Source organism: Paraburkholderia madseniana, from assembly GCF_009690905.1.
Classification (GTDB): Bacteria; Pseudomonadota; Gammaproteobacteria; order Burkholderiales; family Burkholderiaceae; genus Paraburkholderia; species Paraburkholderia madseniana.
This window is the reverse complement of the sequence record NZ_VOSW01000002.1, coordinates 93,931-110,339: the sequence shown is the minus strand read 5'-3', so window position 1 is coordinate 110,339 and position 16,409 is coordinate 93,931. Positions and strand designations below refer to the sequence as shown.

Annotated in this window: 16 protein-coding genes; 9 read left to right on the top strand and 7 right to left on the bottom strand. The window is 63.1% G+C overall.

Features of this window, described 5'->3' with window-relative positions; all coding sequences use genetic code 11:
• The first annotated feature begins 38 nt into the window (after nt 1-38).
• From araH to pyrF, 5 genes are all read left to right on the top strand, one after another.
• Entirely contained in the window at nt 39-1,055 is a 1,017-nt protein-coding gene (gene araH / locus FSO04_RS02015) for an L-arabinose ABC transporter permease AraH (RefSeq protein ID WP_154558112.1), read from the top strand.
• A gap of 63 nt (nt 1,056-1,118) precedes the next feature.
• Complete coding sequence (locus FSO04_RS02010) at nt 1,119-1,919, top strand: SDR family NAD(P)-dependent oxidoreductase (RefSeq protein WP_154558111.1); 801 nt, start codon at nt 1,119-1,121, stop codon at nt 1,917-1,919.
• Entirely contained in the window at nt 1,916-2,875 is a 960-nt protein-coding gene (locus FSO04_RS02005) for an SMP-30/gluconolactonase/LRE family protein (RefSeq protein ID WP_233464709.1), read from the top strand. The genes FSO04_RS02010 and FSO04_RS02005 overlap by 4 nt, the downstream gene beginning before the upstream one ends.
• A 218-nt stretch (nt 2,876-3,093) precedes the next feature.
• Entirely contained in the window at nt 3,094-4,146 is a 1,053-nt protein-coding gene (locus FSO04_RS02000; RefSeq protein WP_154558110.1) for an aldose 1-epimerase, read from the top strand.
• Nucleotides 4,147-4,282: 136 nt separating this feature from the next.
• Nucleotides 4,283-5,098 (top strand): orotidine-5'-phosphate decarboxylase, encoded by an 816-nt coding sequence (gene pyrF / locus FSO04_RS01995; protein ID WP_154558109.1) that lies wholly within the window; start codon nt 4,283-4,285, stop codon nt 5,096-5,098.
• A 16-nt stretch (nt 5,099-5,114) separates the two neighbouring features.
• Here the strand turns inward: pyrF and FSO04_RS01990 are convergent, their stop codons facing one another.
• The 4 genes from FSO04_RS01990 to thiL all read right to left on the bottom strand — a co-directional run bounded on the left by FSO04_RS01990 (nt 5,115) and on the right by thiL (nt 7,825).
• Nucleotides 5,115-5,627 carry a cupin domain-containing protein gene (locus FSO04_RS01990; protein WP_154558108.1) on the bottom strand — a complete coding sequence of 171 codons (513 nt, stop codon included), beginning with the start codon at nt 5,625-5,627 and terminating at the stop codon, nt 5,115-5,117.
• 40 nt (nt 5,628-5,667) lie between these two features.
• Nucleotides 5,668-6,168, bottom strand: a complete 501-nt coding sequence (locus tag FSO04_RS01985; protein WP_154558107.1) for a CinA family protein — start codon at nt 6,166-6,168, stop codon at nt 5,668-5,670.
• Nucleotides 6,169-6,264: 96 nt separating this feature from the next.
• Nucleotides 6,265-6,837, bottom strand: coding sequence for a phosphatidylglycerophosphatase A family protein (locus FSO04_RS01980; RefSeq protein ID WP_171926716.1), 573 nt, complete (start codon nt 6,835-6,837; stop codon nt 6,265-6,267).
• Complete coding sequence (gene thiL, locus FSO04_RS01975) at nt 6,827-7,825, bottom strand: thiamine-phosphate kinase (protein ID WP_154558106.1); 999 nt, start codon at nt 7,823-7,825, stop codon at nt 6,827-6,829. Before thiL ends, FSO04_RS01980 begins: the two co-directional genes overlap by 11 nt.
• 207 nt (nt 7,826-8,032) lie before the next feature.
• Here thiL and FSO04_RS01970 point away from each other — a divergent pair, with 207 nt between their 5' ends.
• From FSO04_RS01970 to FSO04_RS01960, 3 genes are all read left to right on the top strand, one after another.
• Complete coding sequence (locus tag FSO04_RS01970) at nt 8,033-10,372, top strand: NADP-dependent malic enzyme (protein WP_154558105.1); 2,340 nt, start codon at nt 8,033-8,035, stop codon at nt 10,370-10,372.
• Between the two features lie 417 nt (nt 10,373-10,789).
• Nucleotides 10,790-11,206, top strand: a complete 417-nt coding sequence (locus FSO04_RS01965; protein WP_154558104.1) for a ribonuclease — start codon at nt 10,790-10,792, stop codon at nt 11,204-11,206.
• 16 nt (nt 11,207-11,222) lie between these two features.
• Nucleotides 11,223-11,783 carry a barstar family protein gene (locus FSO04_RS01960; RefSeq protein WP_054034683.1) on the top strand — a complete coding sequence of 187 codons (561 nt, stop codon included), beginning with the start codon at nt 11,223-11,225 and terminating at the stop codon, nt 11,781-11,783.
• Nucleotides 11,784-11,883: 100 nt separating this feature from the next.
• Here the strand turns inward: FSO04_RS01960 and FSO04_RS01955 are convergent, their stop codons facing one another.
• From FSO04_RS01955 to speE, 3 genes are all read right to left on the bottom strand, one after another.
• Entirely contained in the window at nt 11,884-12,624 is a 741-nt protein-coding gene (locus FSO04_RS01955; RefSeq protein ID WP_154558103.1) for a 16S rRNA (uracil(1498)-N(3))-methyltransferase, read from the bottom strand.
• Between the two features lie 19 nt (nt 12,625-12,643).
• Nucleotides 12,644-13,057, bottom strand: coding sequence for a VOC family protein (locus FSO04_RS01950; RefSeq protein WP_054034519.1), 414 nt, complete (start codon nt 13,055-13,057; stop codon nt 12,644-12,646).
• A gap of 114 nt (nt 13,058-13,171) precedes the next feature.
• Nucleotides 13,172-14,059 carry a polyamine aminopropyltransferase gene (speE, locus tag FSO04_RS01945; RefSeq protein ID WP_168435537.1) on the bottom strand — a complete coding sequence of 296 codons (888 nt, stop codon included), beginning with the start codon at nt 14,057-14,059 and terminating at the stop codon, nt 13,172-13,174.
• Between the two features lie 291 nt (nt 14,060-14,350).
• On the opposite strand from speE, the gene tkt reads away from it, so the two are divergent.
• The gene (tkt, locus tag FSO04_RS01940; RefSeq protein WP_154558101.1) at nt 14,351-16,372 is read left to right on the top strand and encodes a transketolase; all 2,022 of its coding nucleotides are present in this window, start codon (nt 14,351-14,353) and stop codon (nt 16,370-16,372) included.
• Nucleotides 16,373-16,409: the final 37 nt, after the last annotated feature.

Genomic DNA, 16,409 nt, shown 5'->3' with positions numbered 1-16,409 from the left:
AGTCCGGCAACCCGTGGGGAACGGGAGGAGTCTTCAACATGCAAGCCAGAGAAAACCTCGCGCAACAAGCCGCAAAAAGTGCGGCCGAAGCGCTGATTCCGCAAGGCAACGACAAGGCGAAATGGTGGCAGCAGATCACCGAGTACAGCCTGATTCTGATCTTCATCGTGATGTTCATCACGATGTCGCTGACGGTCGACCACTTCTTCTCGATCGAGAACATGCTCGGTCTCGCCCTGTCGATTTCGCAGATCGGCATGGTCGCGTGCACGATGATGTTCTGTCTGGCGTCCCGCGATTTCGACTTGTCGGTGGGTTCGACGGTCGCGTTCGCCGGTGTGTTGTGCGCGATGGTGCTGAACGCGACCGGTAACACGTTCATCGCGATCATCGCGGCGGTGTTCGCGGGTGCGGTGATCGGCTTCGTCAACGGCGCCGTGATCGCCTACCTGCGCATCAACGCGCTGATCACGACGCTCGCGACGATGGAAATCGTCCGCGGTCTCGGGTTTATCGTGTCGCGCGGTCAAGCCGTGGGCGTGTCGTCGGATACGTTCATCGCGCTGGGCGGTTTGAGCTTCTTCGGCGTGTCGCTGCCGATCTGGGTCACGCTGCTGTGCTTCATCGTGTTCGGCGTGATGCTCAATCAGACCGTGTACGGCCGTAATACGCTGGCAATCGGCGGTAATCCGGAAGCCTCGCGTCTTGCCGGTATCAATGTCGAACGCACGCGCGTTTTTATCTTCCTGATTCAGGGCGCCGTCACCGCGCTGGCCGGGGTGATTCTGGCTTCGCGGATTACGTCGGGCCAGCCGAATGCCGCGGAAGGCTTCGAGCTGAACGTGATTTCGGCTTGCGTGTTGGGCGGCGTGTCGCTGCTCGGCGGTCGCGCGACGATTTCCGGTGTCGTGATCGGCGTGCTGATCATGGGTACGGTCGAGAACGTGATGAACCTGATGAACATCGACGCGTTCTATCAGTACCTCGTGCGTGGCGCGATCCTGCTCGCCGCTGTGCTGCTCGACCAGTTGAAGAACCGCGGCTCACGGGACTAACCCGGGATTGAACCCGGAAATAAACCCGCGGCTCACCCACCTTGCTCTAAAAGGAATCGAACGATGTCGTCTCCGGCCAATGCAAACGACCGCCTCGCGGACAACGCGTTTGCCCGCTATCCGAGTCTCGTCGACCGAACAGTGTTGATCACGGGCGGCGCGACCGGTATCGGCGCATCGTTCGTCGAGCATTTTGCGGCGCAGGGTGCGCGCGTCGCGTTCTTCGATATCGACGCGACCGCGGGTGAAGCGCTCGCCGACGAACTCGGCGATTCGAAACACAAGCCGCTGTTCCTGCCCTGCGATCTGACCGACATCGACGCGCTGCAAAAAGCGATCGCCGATGTGAAGGCCACACTCGGTCCGATTCAGGTGCTGGTGAACAACGCCGCGAACGACAAACGTCACGCGATTGGCGACGTGACGCGCGAGTTTTTCGACGCGGGCATCGCGGTGAATATCCGTCACCAGTTCTTCGCAGCGCAAGCGGTGATGGAGGACATGAAGGCCGCCAACGCGGGTTCGATCATCAACCTGGGCTCGATCAGCTGGATGCTGAAGAACGGCGGCTATCCGGTGTACGTGATGTCGAAATCGGCAGTGCAGGGTCTGACGCGCGGGCTCGCGCGCGACCTCGGTCACTTCAATATTCGCGTCAATACGCTGGTGCCGGGCTGGGTGATGACGGACAAGCAGAAGCGTTTGTGGCTCGACGATGCAGGCCGTCGCTCGATCAAGGAAGGCCAGTGCATCGATGCTGAACTGCAACCGGCCGATCTCGCCCGCATGGCCTTGTTCCTAGCCGCCGATGACAGCAGGATGATCACCGCGCAGGATATCGTCGTCGACGGAGGCTGGGCGTGAGTGCCGGCGTGTCTGCGGGTTCGGATGCGGGTGCGGCTTTGCCTGCACACAGCGCGGCGCTGCTGCTCGACACGAAATGCACGCTCGGAGAAGGCGCGACGTGGTGCGCGAGGACCGATCGCTTCTACTGGAACGACATCGAAGGCGCGCGGCTGTGGCGCTATGACCCGCGCGACGGCGGCAGCACGTTCTGGCGCATGCCCGAGCGTCTCGGGAGTTTTGCGTTGTGCGCCGATCCGCGCTACCTGCTGCTCGGATTGGCGACGCATCTGGCGTTCTTCGATCTGACAACCGGCGAGACGCAGCGTATCGTCGACGTCGAACCTGGCTTGAACACGCGCGTGAACGACGGCCGCTGCGATCGTCAAGGTCGTTTCGTATTCGGTACGAAAGACGAAGGCTCGCCGCTGCAGGCGGTCGGCGGGTTTTATCGTCTGAATCACGATTTGTCGCTGGAGCGATTGCCGTTGCCCGCACCGGCGATCTCGAACAGCATCGCGTTCAGTCCCGACGGCGCGGCGATGTACTACTGCGATTCGCCGACGCGTGAAATTCGCGTCTGCGACTATCGCGCGGACGGCAGCATTGCCAACGACCGCGCCTTTACGACATTAACGGACGCGACCGGCGAGCCCGACGGCTCGACCGTCGACCGCGACGGTGGTGTGTGGAACGCGCAGTGGGGCGGCAGGAGAGTAGTGCGATATGGCCCCGACGGCGTGGAAACCGAGCGTGTCGACGTGCCGACTGCGCAGCCGAGTTGCGTCGCGTTTGGCGGCCCCTCAAGAGGACTTCCGTCAGGGCCTGTGCAACTGGACACGTTGTACATCACGAGTGCGCGTATCGATCTCGATGCCGCCGCGCTCGCGGGCGATTCTCATGCGGGCGGCGTGTTCGTCGCAACGCCCGGACGACAAGGTTTGCCGGAGCCGGTGTTCCAAGGCGCGCCCGCATAGCGCAGAATGGCGCAACCTCAGTCTCGAGGCAGCAGAGTGTAGTCGCGCAGTGACTTTGTAAGTGAACCAGCGTTGATGTCGCAAACCCAGTGCCAGCAAATCGGCAGTAGATCGGCAGCATGCAGTTCGGACCCTGAGGCGACCTGTGCAAAAAAAATCGCCCAACAGCATCCGTCAGCAATGACGGCAACGTCCCACGCCTCTCGATGGAGCCAGATATGACTGTTGCGAATCCTGTTTCCGCCTCTTCTCAGAGCCGACGCGCGCGACTTAACGCGGCGGCCAATCCGGTGCTTCCGGGTCCCAGTACTTCTGCGGTTGCGGTCGGTGAGACGAGCGGCGGCGAGCTCGCGTGCATCACGCTCGCCAACGCGCATTTGCGCCTCGATGTCGCGCCGACGCTCGGTGGCGGCGTCACCCGTTTCGATTGGCGCAACGACGGCGCGCTCACGCCGATTTTCCGGCGCTGCCGTCACATCGCCTCGGATACCCAGCCGAACCAGTTGGCATGCTATCCGCTGCTGCCGTATTCGAATCGCATCGGTGGCGGTCATTTCAATGTGGCGGGGCGGCGCGTCGAGGTGCCGCAAAATCGCGCCGACGAGGCCTTGCCGATTCATGGCGACGGTTGGCTCTCGGCCTGGCAGGTCGCGGAGTCGGACCGCGAAAACGTCCGTCTGACGCTCGATCGCCACGACGGCAAACCGTACGCGTTCCGCGCGACGCAAACCTATACGTTGGACGGCCCCACACTCGTCATCACGCTGGACATCGAGAATGCCGGCCGCGAGGCGCTGCCTTTCGGGCTGGGCGTGCATCCATTTTTTGTGCGTGACGCCGACACCGAACTGTCGGCGGCGGCCGGCGGCCTGTGGCTTTCCGGCGACGACTGGCTGCCGGTGCGCCACGTGCCGGCGCCGCCCGCATGGCAATTCGGCGTGGCGTATCCCTTGCCGGAAACCATCGTCAATCACGCGTTCACGGGCTGGAGCGGGCAGGCGGCGGTGGTGTGGCCGAAGCGGCGGCTGTCGCTGAATATCGCCGCCGACACCGATTACTACGTGCTGTACACGCCGCCGCGCGAAGACTTCTTCTGCTTCGAGCCAGTCGATCATCCGATCAACGCGATGAATCTGGCGGGCGGCGCGTGCGAGAACGGAATGACGATGCTCGCGCGCGGCGAACGGCTCACGCGCACGTTCCGCTTTACCGTCGAACGCACGGGTTTGCGCTCGATGCCGGGCGCACGTGGTTCGCGCCGGCGGCAGTAAGGGGAGAGCAGGGCGGAGCAGTACGGCGTACCCGTCACGCCCCAGCCTGAGCCGGTGTGACGCGTGGCGGCGGCTTGCCGCGTAGGACAGGTAAAATACGCGCCTCTTCCGTTATCGGCTCGCCGCGAGACTCACCATGTCCAATTTCATCCAGACACTCAACGACGCCTGGCAGCGCACGAACTCGCTGCTGTGCGTCGGCCTCGATCCGGAGCCCAGCAAATTCCCGGGCGCGCTCGCGGGCCGTCCCGAAGCGATTTTCGACTTCTGCCGCACCATCGTCGATGCGACCGCGCCCTATGCGTCGTCGTTCAAGCCGCAGATCGCCTACTTCGCCGCTCATCGCGCGGAAGACCAACTTGAGCAGTTGATCGCGCACATTCATACGAACCACCCGGGCTTGCCGGTGATTCTGGACGCGAAGCGCGGCGATATCGGCAGCACCGCCGAGCAGTACGCGCGTGAAGCCTTCGAGCGGTATCAGGCGGACGCGGTGACGGTGAATCCGTATATGGGTTTCGATTCGATCCAGCCGTATCTGGAGCACGAGGGCAAGGGCGTGATCGTGTTGTGCCGGACCTCGAACGCGGGTGGTTCGGACCTGCAGTTTCTGGAGACGGGCGGACGTCCGCTGTATCAGGTCGTCGCGCAACTGGCGGCGGACAAGTGGAACGCGAGCGGCCAGTTGGCGCTCGTGGTTGGCGCGACGTTCCCGAAGGAAATCGAAGTGGTGCGTGGGATCGTCGGCGATATGCCGCTGCTGATTCCGGGCATCGGCGCGCAAGGCGGCGATGTTCAGGCGACGGTCAACGCCGGCCGGACGGCGAACGGCACGGGCATGCTGATCAACTCGTCGCGGGCGATTATCTACGCCGGTAAGGATGACGATTTCGCCGAAGCCGCAGCTAAGGCCGCGATGGAAACGCGTGACCGGATCAATGCGTTCCGGTGATGGCGGATGAGGCCGGTCAGGTAACCGGCCCCAGTCGTTCGATAAACGCCGCACGCTGCGGATGCCGCGCTTTCAGCGCCTCGACATCCGCCAGCTCGAACTCGCTGAACTCAAACCCCGGCGCGACCGTGCAGCCCACGAGCGCGAACGTCGCCGGGTCCGCGCATTCCGCGGCAAACCACAGCCCCGCGGGCACCACTGCCTGAAACACGGCATCCGAATGCGTCAGCACATTGCCCAACTTGTGCGTAATCAACGTGCCCGCTTCGTCGAGCACGTGAACATTCAACGGCTCACCGGCATAAAAATGCCAGACCTCATCGGACTTGATCCGATGCCACGCCGAATGCGCGCCGTCGCAGAGCAGGTAGTAAATCGCGGTGGACGCCGAGCGCGTCTTCGTTGAACCATCATCGCGGCGCACGGACTCCGCGGATCGATACGTCTCGCTGAAAAATCCGCCTTCCGGATGCGGCTTTAGATCGAAGCGGCGGATCAACTCGTCTTTGGCTGCGTGCGAAGTCGACATGTTGGGCATCGTGGCGGCGCCTCAGAATTTGAACCGGACGTTAATGTTCGCGCTCGTCGAGCAGGGCCAGCACACCGCGCAACGCGTGCGCGGCGGCCTGCACGCGGATCTTCTCGCGGTCGCCCTTGAAGACCTTGGTTTCGACGGACGTATGCAGCCGATTGCTCCAGCCGAACGACACCATGCCGACCGGCTTGGTTTCCGTGCCGCCGCCCGGGCCGGCAACGCCGGTAATCGAGACAGACACCTGCGCGCGACTGTTGCGCAGCGCGCCCTCCGCCATCGCACGCGCCACCTGTTCGCTGACCGCGCCGTGCTTTTCGATCAGGTCGGTCGGCACGCCGATCATCTCGGACTTCGCCTGATTCGAATACGTGACGAAGCCGCGCTCGAACCAGCCGCTGCTGCCGGAAATATCGGTGATCGCGGTCGCCACCATGCCGCCTGTGCAGGATTCGGCGGTGACGAGCATCAGGCGCTCGTCGCGCAGGCGGTTGCTCACGCGAATCGCAAGCTGGTGAACCACGGAATCGGTAGGCATGGCGTCAATCCGGAAAACGGGGAACTGCTGCGGGAGGCAGTCGGCAGCCGGTGGCCGGCGGGCAAAGGCCGACCGGCACCAGCCGACGGGCAACGGTTAAACCGACATGCGCCAGAGCGCAATCACGAGCAACGTGAAGAACGCAGCGACCAGGTCGTCGAACATGATGCCAAAACCACCTTTCAGTCGGCGATCGAAATAACCGATGGGCGGCGGTTTAACCATGTCAAAGAAGCGGAATACGATGAACGCCCAGAGTTGCCCGGTCAGCGTGACCGGCGTGACCATCAGCAACACCAGCCAGAACGCGATGATTTCGTCCCAGACGACCGGCGACGGATCGTCGGTACCCAGCTTCTTGGCTGTAAAGCCGCAGATCGCAATGCCGCCGAAAAAGCCGGCGACGATCAGCACGCCCCATTCGACCACGGTCAGATAACGGCTCAGGACGGCGAACGAGGCCCATGCGAACAGAGTACCGACGGTGCCCGGCGCAACCGGCGACAAGCCGCTGCCAAAACCCAGCGACAGAATGTGCAGCGGATGCGACAGCATGAAACGCGCGGTGGCGCGGCGTGGCTGAGGACGGGGCGCGCGCGGGCCGGACGCGTTGGGCTGCGGATGGCCGATCAGATCATCGGCGGGGCCCAGCGGGGGATCAGTCTGCATGGAAATGGTCGAAGCCTTGCAACGTCAGAGTGAGCGGCGCGCCGGCGGCATCGCGCCAGCCGATCGCCGGGCGGTCGGCCGCCGTTTGAAGAGCGCTTATTGTACCGATGCGGGTGACCGGCACGGCCACCTCGCGCCCGGCTGCTTCGACCTTGGCGCGCGCTGCGGCCGGTGCGGTGAAGCACAGTTCGTAATCGTCGCCGCCGGCTAGCGTGCAACGTTGCTGGATCTCGGGCGAGAGGCGGCGTAGCGCGGCCGAACGCGGCACGGCGTCGACGTCGACCGTGGCCTGCATTTCCGAGCGTTCCAGGATGTGCAGCAAGTCGCCGGCGAGCCCGTCAGATAGATCGAGCGCTGCGTGCGCGATGCCCCGCAACGCGAGACCGAGGAAGATGCGCGGCTCGGGACGCTCGAGGGCGCGACGAAACGTCGCAGTGTCGCTGGCATCGGCAGACCACTCTCCGCGCTGGACGCCGAGACCCGCGCGCGCGTCGCCGAGCGTGCCGGAGATCCAGATGTCGTCGCCCGGTTGCGCGGCATCGCGGCGCAACGCAACCTGCGGCTGCACGCTGCCGAACACGGTGATGCACAGATTCAACGGGCCGCCGGTCGTGTCGCCGCCGATCAGATTGCAGCGGTAGCGCTCAGCCAGCGCGAAGAGGCCATCGCTGAAAGCGGCGAGCCACGCTTCGTCGGCTTTGGGCAAGGAGAACGCCAGCGTGAACGCCAGCGGCTCTGCGCCCATCGCGGCCAGGTCCGACAGGTTCACCGCGAGCGCCTTGCGACCGAGCGCCTCGGGATCGATGTCGGGAAAGAAGTGGCGGCCTTCCACCAGCATGTCCGTCGATATCGCCAGCATTTCACCGGGGCGCGGCGCGAGCAGGGCGCAGTCGTCGCCGATGCCGAGTTCGCCTTCTGCAGCACGGGATGACGCAGCGGCTGCGCGGCGGGCGAAGAATCGATCGATCAGCGAAAACTCGGAGAGCATGGTGGCAATGGGTGAACGGATAAGTGCAACGAAAAGCCGCTAACGGCGCGCATTGTACGGAGATGTTCGCGGGTAAACACTCTATTCGCGCACAACTCCGATTCGACTGGTGGTTGGCCCAAAGCGTGCCATGTCTGCCTTTCGCTATATTTCAGTCGCGGCAGTTGTACCCGTATTGAAGGAATTGAGCCGGCAATTGGGGCTACAATGCCGTCGAACATCTATTCTAATCCGCCCTTCGAAGCCCGCCTTATGTCGACTCCCGTCAATAGCAAACTCCGCGAAGCCGCTCTCGATTATCACGAGTTCCCGACCCCCGGGAAGATCGCGATCGCCCCGACCAAGCAGATGATCAACCAGCGCGACCTCGCGCTGGCGTACTCGCCGGGCGTCGCGTTCGCGTGTGAGGAAATCGTCGAAAACCCGCTGAACGCCGCCCGTTTCACCGCGCGCAGCAACTTGGTCGGCGTCGTCACGAACGGCACCGCTGTGCTGGGTCTCGGCAACATCGGGCCGCTCGCCTCGAAGCCGGTCATGGAAGGCAAGGCCGTCCTGTTCAAGAAGTTCGCCGGCATCGACGTGTTCGATATCGAGCTGAACGAGTCCGATCCGCACAAGCTGGTCGAGGTGATCGCGGCGCTGGAGCCGACCTTCGGCGGTATCAACCTCGAAGACATCAAGGCGCCGGACTGCTTCATCGTCGAGCGCGAATGCCGCAAGCGCATGAAGATTCCGGTTTTCCACGATGACCAGCACGGTACGGCCATCGTCGTCGCGGCGGCCATCACCAACGGCTTGAAGGTGGTCGGCAAGGACATCAAGGAGGTCAAGCTGGTGTCGTCCGGCGCGGGCGCGGCGGCGCTGGCCTGCCTGGATCTGCTGGTCGACATCGGCCTGCCGCTCGAAAACATCACCGTTACCGACCTCGCCGGCGTGGTCTACAAGGGCCGCGTCGAACTGATGGACCCGGACAAGGAACGCTTTGCGCGCGAAACCGACGCCCGCACGCTCGCTGAGGCGATCGGCGGCGCGGATATTTTCCTGGGTCTCTCGGCCGGCGGCGTGCTGAAGCAGGACATGGTCAAGCAGATGGCTGACAAGCCGCTGATTCTGGCGCTGGCCAACCCGACCCCAGAAATCCTGCCGGAACTGGCGCTCGAAGTGCGTCCGGACGCCGTGCTCTGCACGGGCCGTACGGACTATCCGAACCAGGTGAACAACGTGCTGGTGTTCCCGTTCCTGTTCCGCGGCGCGCTGGATGCGGGCGCGACGACGGTGACGCGTGAAATGGAGATCGCCGCGGTCAACGCGATCGCCGAACTGGCCCGCCAGGAGCAGAGCGATATCGTCGCGACTGCGTACGGTATCCAGGATCTTTCGTTTGGTTCGGAATATCTGATTCCGAAGCCGTTCGACCCGCGCCTGATCGTCAAGGTCGCGCCGGCGGTGGCGAAGGCAGCGATGGATTCGGGCGTCGCCGAGCGTCCGATCGAAGACATGGAAGCGTACGAACAGCATCTGCAGCAGTTCGTGTATCACAGCGGCACGACCATGAAGCCGATTTTCCAGCTGGCGCGTGGTGTCGAGCCGGAGAAGAAGCGCATCGTGTTTGCGGAAGGCGAAGAAGAGCGCGTGCTGCGCGCCATGCAGATCATCGTCGACGAAAAGCTCGCGAAGCCGATCCTGATCGGCCGTCCGGCGGTGATCGAACAACGCATCGCGCGTTACGGCCTGCGGCTGGTCGCGGGTCAGGACTACACGGTCGTGAACACCGACCACGACGAGCGTTACCGCGATTTCTGGCAGGAATATCACAAGATGATGTCCCGCAAGGGCATCACCGAGCAGATGGCGAAGCTCGAAATGCGCCGCCGCACCACGCTGATCGGCGCGATGATGGTGGAAAAGGGCGAGGCGGACGGCATGATCTGCGGCACGGTGTCCACCACGCATCGCCACCTGCACTTCATCGATCAGGTGATCGGCAAGAAGGAAGGCGCGAAGGTCTATGCGGCGATGAATGCGCTGGTGTTGCCGAACCGCCAGATTTTCCTGGTCGACACGCACGTGAACGTCGATCCGACGCCGGAACAACTCGCTGAGATTACGATCATGGCAGCCGAGGAAGTGCGCCGCTTCGGTATCGAGCCGAAGATCGCGCTGGTGTCGCATTCGAACTTCGGTTCGAGCAATGCGCCGACCGCGCAGAAAATGCGCGACACGCTGGCGATCCTGCGCGAGCGCGCGCCCGACCTGCAAGTGGACGGCGAAATGCACGGCGACCTCGCGCTCGACGCGAATCTGCGCCGCGAAGTGTTGCCCGACTCGACGCTCGAAGGCGATGCAAATCTGCTGGTGCTGCCGAATATCGACGCGGCCAACATCTCGTACAACCTGCTGAAGACCGCCGCGGGCAACAACATCGCGATTGGTCCGATGCTGCTCGGCGCAGCCAAGCCGGTGCACGTGCTGACGGCCTCGGCCACGGTTCGCCGCATCGTCAACATGACGGCGCTGCTGGTTGCCGACGTAATCGCCTCCCGCTGATCCTTGATCCGGGAATGAAGCGTGGCGCCGCCTAATTGGGCGCCGCGCAAAAAAAAGGCGTGCCCGCAATGGGCACGCCTGCGGGTGAACAGGGGATAGCCACCCTAAAAAAGGCCGAATGAGACCATTCCGCCTTCGAGAGACTGCGGGAACCGCAAGGCTTTCATTAGAGGGAATGGGCCGCGCAATGGGCGCCCCGTGGGTTTGTGCGCGCCCCATTTGCTTCGTCAGGTTAATTTTAGCCTGCACAAGCTAAATATTCTGTCAAAAGTCGTCAAAGCCCGTTCCGTGGCTCTTTCCCACGCGATTGGAAGCTTTTGCCTGTCCGGCGAACGTTGATTCTGTGGGGTTTTAGCGATACCCTTACGACTTTCATGGTCGTCAAACTCGTGATCTAACAGCGGGGAACCTTGATTCATGGCACGCAAGTGGCTGCGCATTAAAGGCGTGCTGATCGGTGCTTTGACGCTCTGCGCTTTATTCGGCTCCGTGCCTGGCGCGTTTGCGCGCGACTACACGACATCTGCCGATACACAAGCTCAGGTGCAGGGCACTATTGCAGCGGCACAGTTGCCGCGCGAAGCGGTCAATACATTGAACTTGATTGCCGCGGGCGGGCCTTACCCGTATGAGAAGGACGGCATCGTATTCGGCAATCGCGAACGGTTGCTACCACCGCATCGGCGCGGCTATTACCACGAATACACCGTTCCTACGCCTCGTTCACGAAACCGCCGGGCGCGTCGCATCGTCTGCGGAGGTCCGCTACAGCGGATCGACAACTGTTATTACTCGGACGACCATTACACCAGTTTTAATCGTATTGTTGAATGACATCGGGATGAACGGCATGAGCGACAACGTCTACGCGCACGACTCCGGAGTCGCGACGGATCTTTTCGCGGCCGGCGACGGCAATTTGTTCCAGCGCGTCATGCGGATGCGCGCCGGCGACCAGGGCCGGGATACCCAGAGCGAAGGCAGCACTGTGCTTGCATCGAATGAGGAGCCCATGAGTCTTTTCAAGACCGTACGACCGAACATCGTACAGTCGATCCGCGCGTTTCGCGTGCAGGATCTCGCTGACGAGGCCAACCAGCTCGGCCAGCACTTTCTGTACGCGTACTGCGCGAACGCTCAGTCCAAACAGGAAGTGCTGGAGACCATTGCTACGTCGTTCCTGTTTCCGAAGCATTTCGGCAAGAATTACGACGCGCTGTACGATTGCCTGACCGATCTGGTCCATAAGGCAGGTGCGCAGCCCGGCTTCGTGATCGTGCTCGAGCAATTGCCGGTCGCGCAAAAGTTCGACAAGGAAGGGCGCGAGACGCTACTTGACGTGTTCCGCGAAGCGTCCGAGTTCTGGGCCGAGCGCAAGGTTGCGTTCCGGGTGTTTTATTCGTTTGCGTAAGGTAGGCCTGAGCACTTTGCCTGAATGGGGTGTCTGAGTACCGCTTACCGCTGTAAAAGAATGAGAAAGGCCCGCCAATTGGCGGGCCTTTGCTTTTGGCTTACCAGCCGCCCCAGCGAGCTGCTAACGCCGAGAGCACTGCGATGCCTGCGGTTTCCGTGCGTAACACACGCGGACCGAGACCGACGGCGGTAAATCCGTGATCAGTCGCAGCGGCTTCTTCCGCTGCCGAAAAACCGCCTTCCGGGCCGACCAGCACGGTCACGCGCCCGAACGGCGGATTAACGGGCAGCGCCGAAAAGCTGATGCTGGCGCGCGGCGACAGCAGAATGCGCATTTCGCCTTCTTCAGGCGCGCGGGGCAGCGCGCCGAGCCATGTAGCGATCTCACGCACCGGCATCACTTCCGGCAGGCGATTGCGCCCGCACTGCTCGCACGACGCGCGCACGATGCCTTGCCAATGCACATGCCGCCGCTGCGCGCGGTCGCCAGAAAGACGCACGACGCTGCGCGTGGTGGTCAGCGGCACGAAACACGATGCCCCGAGTTCGACCGCCTTCTCGATGAGCCAGTCCATCTTGTCGCCGCCGGCGATGCCCTGCGCGAGCGTGAGGTGATACGGCGCTTCCACTTCAATATCGCGGAATTCGCGAATTCTCACCTTGGCCGAGCGGCGTTCGACTTCGACGAGTTCGGCGCTGTATTCGCCGCCTTCGCCGTTGAAAAGCACGATCGAGTCGCCGGGCTGCAAACGCAGCACGAGGATGTGGCGCGTGACGTCATCGGGCAACTGCATGATGTCGTCGGGCTTGAGGGCCGTACCGACGAAGAAGCGAGGCATCAGAAAAATACTCATTGGTTCAGGAAAGGTGGCGAGCGAGCGCCCAACGGTAGCCGTCCAGATCTTCGACCTGGGCAAACCGGTCGCCCCAGAATTGATCCTGTGGCTCGCTCAGCGATTTTGCGCCGGCGGCCAGCGCCCGCGTGTAAACCGCGTCGACATCGTCGACATAGACATAGAACGATTGCGGCGCGATCGCGCCCGCGCTTTTGGGTGTTTTCGCCGCCGAGCCGAACGCGCCTTCCGGCGCGAACATCACGATCAGCTGGCCTTGATAGGTCATCTCGACATGCATGACGACACCGTCGTCCTGGACGCTATCACGGACCTCGAAGCCGAATGCCGCTTCGAAGAACGCCGTGGCGGCACGTGCGTCGCGCACCGTCAGATAGGGGGTCAACCAGGGCACACCGGCTGGGCGGGAGGCGGTCATGGGGTTCTCCGGATCTTTTGGGGTTGCGGGATGCATGCTGCGAGGCCAGACGGGCGGTCGCGCATCGATACACCGATGGCGCGCGCCGACCGAACGGTGCATTCTGCCCACGCGTTAGCTTGATGGCTTTAAGAATTGACTTAGTTTATCGCGCACGGACCGGGATGCCGAGAACAGTCCGGCATGCAGGGCCGGGTCGTAGTGCTTCAACGAGTCGATTCGGCGCTCGGCAAGGCGTTCGGAGAGTGCTTCGGCGGTGAGGGCGGCGGGGTTGAGCGTGTCGCTGGCAGTCGCCATCATCCAGAGCGAACCGTAGAGCGGGATGAAGGTGCTCATTGTGCGCACGATGGCGAAGGTGTCGCGCAGATCGTCGAGCAGGCCGGCGATGCGCTCCGCGTGGAAATAGGGAGAACCGAGATGCAGCGAGAGCGCGGCGGTTGGGCTCATGACGCGCTTGAGCCGCGTATAGAAGTCCGGGGTGTAGAGGCCTGAGGCGGGCGAGTCTGGCGGTGTCAGGTCGAACACGACGAGATCGAATTGTGCTGTCGCTGGGGCCGATTGGGCGGCCCCCGTGACGTAATGCGCGGCGTCGCCGATCACCAGTTCGACGCGCGGATCGTCGAAAGCGCCGCCGTGCACCTCGGGCAGATACTCGCGGGTCAGGCGCACGACTTCGGCATCGAGCTCCGCCACGACGATCCGCTCGATGCCCGGGTGCTTCAGCAATTGCCGCGCAGCACCACCATCGCCGCCGCCCAGCACCAGTGCTGCGTTCGGCGATGGATGCGCGAGCGCGGCCGGATGCACCATGCATTCGTGGTAGATGAATTCGTCGCCGGTGGAGGTCATCGGGCGGCCGTCGAGCGTAAACAGCCGGCCGAGCTGTGGCGTGTCCCATACCTCGATCCGCTGGTAGGGCGAATCGACGCGCGCAAGCCGCCGCGCGTTCGGAAATCCGTAGACGGCGTCGGCGGTGGGGTGGAACAGCAAGGGAGCGCTCACGGATGACGGGCTCCGTTGGGAGCGCGGTGGGTTGGTGTCGCTCAATTGTAAAGGCGCAGGCGTCGCGCGGGCCCGGTCCGCGTGCGGAACCAGCCTGAAACCAGGCCGCCAGGCGGCTTTGCGCGAGGGGTGCCGGCTAACGTTCTGTTAGAATGTCACGCTTTCAGCCTTGTCCGTTTGCTCTGCCCGTTTCGCGTCTCCTGGCGCCGCACCGTGCGCCGAAGTGGACTGGCATTCGAGCATCCGGGCCTCAAGCGCGCACCGCCTTCTGACTCTGTCTCCGGACTCGACATGACGACCCCGTCTCCCGCACACACTTCCCTGATGGCCAACGCAATCCGCGCGTTGTCCATGGACGCCGTTCAAAAAGCGAACTCCGGCCACCCCGGCATGCCGATGGGCATGGCCGAAATCGGCGTGGCTTTGTGGTCGCGCCATCTGCGTCACAACCCGAAGAACCCGCAATGGGCCGATCGCGACCGCTTCGTGCTGTCGAACGGTCACGGCTCGATGCTGCTGTACTCGCTGCTGCATCTGACCGGCTACAACCTGCCGATGGAAGAGCTGAAGAACTTCCGTCAGATGCATTCGAAGACGCCGGGTCACCCGGAATACGGCATCACGCCGGGCGTCGAGACCACCACCGGCCCGCTCGGCCAGGGTCTGGCCAACGCAGTCGGCATGGCGCTCGCCGAATCGCTGCTCGCCACCGAATTCAACAAGTCTGACGCGAAGATCGTCGACCATCACACGTATGTGTTCGTTGGCGACGGCTGCCTGATGGAAGGCATCTCGCATGAAGCCTGCTCGCTCGCGGGCGTGCTGAAGCTGAACAAGCTGATCGCGTTCTACGACGACAACGGCATCTCGATCGACGGCGAAGTGGTTCACTGGTTCCACGACAACACGCCGAAGCGCTTCGAAGCGTACGGCTGGAACGTGATCCCGAACGTGGTCGGCCATGACGTCGACGCGGTCGACGCCGCGATCAAGCAAGCCAAGCAATCGGACAAGCCGACGCTGATCTGCTGCAAGACCGTGATCGGCGAAGGCGCACCGACCAAGTCCGGCAGCCACGATTCGCACGGCTCGCCGCTCGGCGACAAGGAAATCGCGGCCACGCGCGAAGCGATCGGCTGGAAGTGGGAGCCGTTCGTGATTCCGCAGGAAGTCTATGCGGCATGGGATGCAACAGAGGCTGGCGCACGCAACGAATCCGACTGGGACAAGGCGTTTGCAGCTTACGCAGCCAAATACCCGCAGGAAGCCGCTGAATTCAAGCGCCGCGACGCGAAGCAATTGCCCGCCGACTGGAAGGAAAAGGCGAAGGCGATCATCGCCGGCGCGAACGAACGCAAGGAAACTGTCGCGACGCGTAAGGCATCGCAACAGGCTATCGAAGGTTTGTCGGCCGTGTTGCCGGAACTGCTTGGCGGTTCCGCCGACCTGACCGGTTCGAACCTGACCAACTGGAAGGCCGCCAAGCCGGTGCGTGTGAACGCCGAAGGCAAGGCTGCCGGCAACTACGTGAACTACGGCGTGCGCGAATTCGGCATGAGCGCCGCGATCAACGGCATCGCGCTGCATGGCGGCTTCAAGGCCTTCGGCGGCACGTTTCTGACGTTCTCGGACTACAGCCGCAACGCGCTGCGCGTCGCCGCGTTGATGAAGTCGCCGTCGATTTTCGTGTTCACGCACGACTCGATCGGTCTGGGCGAAGACGGTCCGACCCATCAGTCGATCGAACACGTCGCAAGCCTGCGTCTGATCCCGAATCTGCAAGTGTGGCGCCCGGCCGATACGGTCGAAACGGCGGTGGCCTGGACCCACGCGGTCGAGCATCATGGCCCGTCGTGCCTGATCTTCAGCCGTCAGAATCTGCCGTTCTCGGAGCGTACTGACGCGCAGATCGCCAATATCGAGAAGGGTGGTTACGTGCTGCGCGACTGGAACGACGAGATCGTCGCGCGCAAGGTCATCCTGATCGCCACCGGTTCGGAAATCGAACTGGCGTTGAACGCGGTCGAGCCGCTGGCTCGCGAAGGCATCGCGGCACGCGTCGTGTCGATGCCGTCGACCACCGTGTTCGACAAGCAGGACGCCGAGTACCGTGAACGCGTGCTGCCGAAGGGCGTGCGCCGCGTCGCGATCGAAGCGGGTGTCACGGATTTCTGGCGCAAGTACGTGGGTCTGGAAGGCGGCGTGGTCGGCATCGACACGTTCGGCGAATCGGCCCCGGCTGGCGTGCTGTTCAAGCATTTCGGTTTCACCGTCGAGCACGTGGTAGAGACGGCAAAAGCCGCACTCGGCTGACCTTCGGTAAGCGCAGCCGCGTGTGCCCCACGCGCGG